Origin of the sequence: Aerococcus viridans, from assembly GCF_002871935.1 — a bacterium.
GTDB lineage: Bacteria > Bacillota > Bacilli > Lactobacillales > Aerococcaceae > Aerococcus > Aerococcus viridans_B.
On the sequence record NZ_PNHQ01000046.1, the window covers coordinates 1 to 1,499 of the forward strand.

General features: G+C 37.4%; 1 protein-coding gene. It reads left to right on the forward strand.

The window, feature by feature from the left end; genetic code table 11:
- Positions 1–1,301 (forward strand): IS1380 family transposase (locus CJ191_RS09065; protein ID WP_102199572.1); only part of this gene is annotated, 1,301 nt, incomplete at its 5' end.
- Positions 1,302–1,499 lie beyond the last annotated feature (198 nt).

Consider the following 1,499-nt stretch of genomic DNA (forward strand, 5'->3'; position numbering starts at 1 on the left):
CTGCTGCAAAATTCAATAATGATTTACATGTCTCTCATACAGGTGGTCGTTTATCCAGTGATTTTGGCTTAGTTCTTATAGATGAAATGATGGATGTTTTCCAATTTACTCAACTCGCTGAAAAAATAGTTACCTTTCAAGACGATCGAAAATATTGGACACATACAAATCATAAACTGTTGAAGCAATTAATTCTGCAGATTATAGCAGGTTATGATACAGATTCTGCGACAAATATTCTGCAACATGACCCAGTTTTACAGACTCTTTCAAGTGACGAGCCATTAGCTTCTCAGTCGTCTATCTCACGATTTTTTAATCGAGTGGGACAAGATACAATCCTCACACTTCAGGAGCTCAATCAAACATTAATCGACAAAGCCCGTCTAGTGCGTAATGATACAAACATGATTATCGACTTGGATTCTACGCATTCGGATACCTTCGGTAACCAAGAACAAACAGCTTACAACGCTCATTATGGAACGAATGGCTATCATCCATTAGTCGCATTTGATGGGCTGACCGGTGACTTCTTAAAAGCTAAACTCCGTTCAGGTAATCAATATACTTCCAATGGGGTTAAAGCATTTCTTAAACCACTGTTAGAACACTATAACCAAACGGTTCCAACGACTGATATCCTAGTACGTGGAGATAGTGGATTTGCAACGCCGGCTGTCTACAATCTATGCGATATACATGACAATTACTACGTCATTCGACTCAAAGCCAATCGAAACTTATACCGCTTGGCAGAAGAATTTGTGTTCTATGATAATAATCATCCTTGGGATGAAAAAGAAGTTTACTATCACTCAGTTTCCTATCAAGCTTCTTCATGGACAAAGCCTCGTCGTGTTTGCATTCGTTCGACACGAGAAGTCGGTGAATTACTTTTTAGCCATGCCTTTATTGTGACCAATCTTTCTGAAAACATTTCAGCGAAAAGCGTGTTTGAAACTTACAATAAACGCGGCACCATGGAAAATTACATTAAAGAAGCCAAGAACGGTTTCTTTTTCGATAAAACTGATAGTCCAGGATTTCTAGCAAACGAATCCCGTATGATGATTAGTCTACTGGCTTATAATTTGGTGAATTTCTTACGTACAAGCTGTTTTGATTCTAATTGGAAAGGGCTCCAAGTGAATACCATCCGACTTCGGTTATTCAAAGTAGCAGGAAAAATCGTCCGTACAGCTAGACAAATGTATTTGAAGCTCTCAAGTTCGCACGTTTATCAGGCCGAGTTTTATAATACATTCAGGCGAATCCAAGGGATTCGACAGTATATTTAATAAATATTCATTTTTAAAAAAATGAACAATGCCCAGGGAGAAGTGCGCCCAAAATTCAAGTTATCCTGGAATTTCTCGAGTAATCAACGAATAGAATCAAAAAATTGAAATATCTCAATGTATATAATAGAAAAACTGCAAAATATAACAGAAACATAATAAACTGGCCTCTGAAATTAGAGGTATGAATTATTCAGG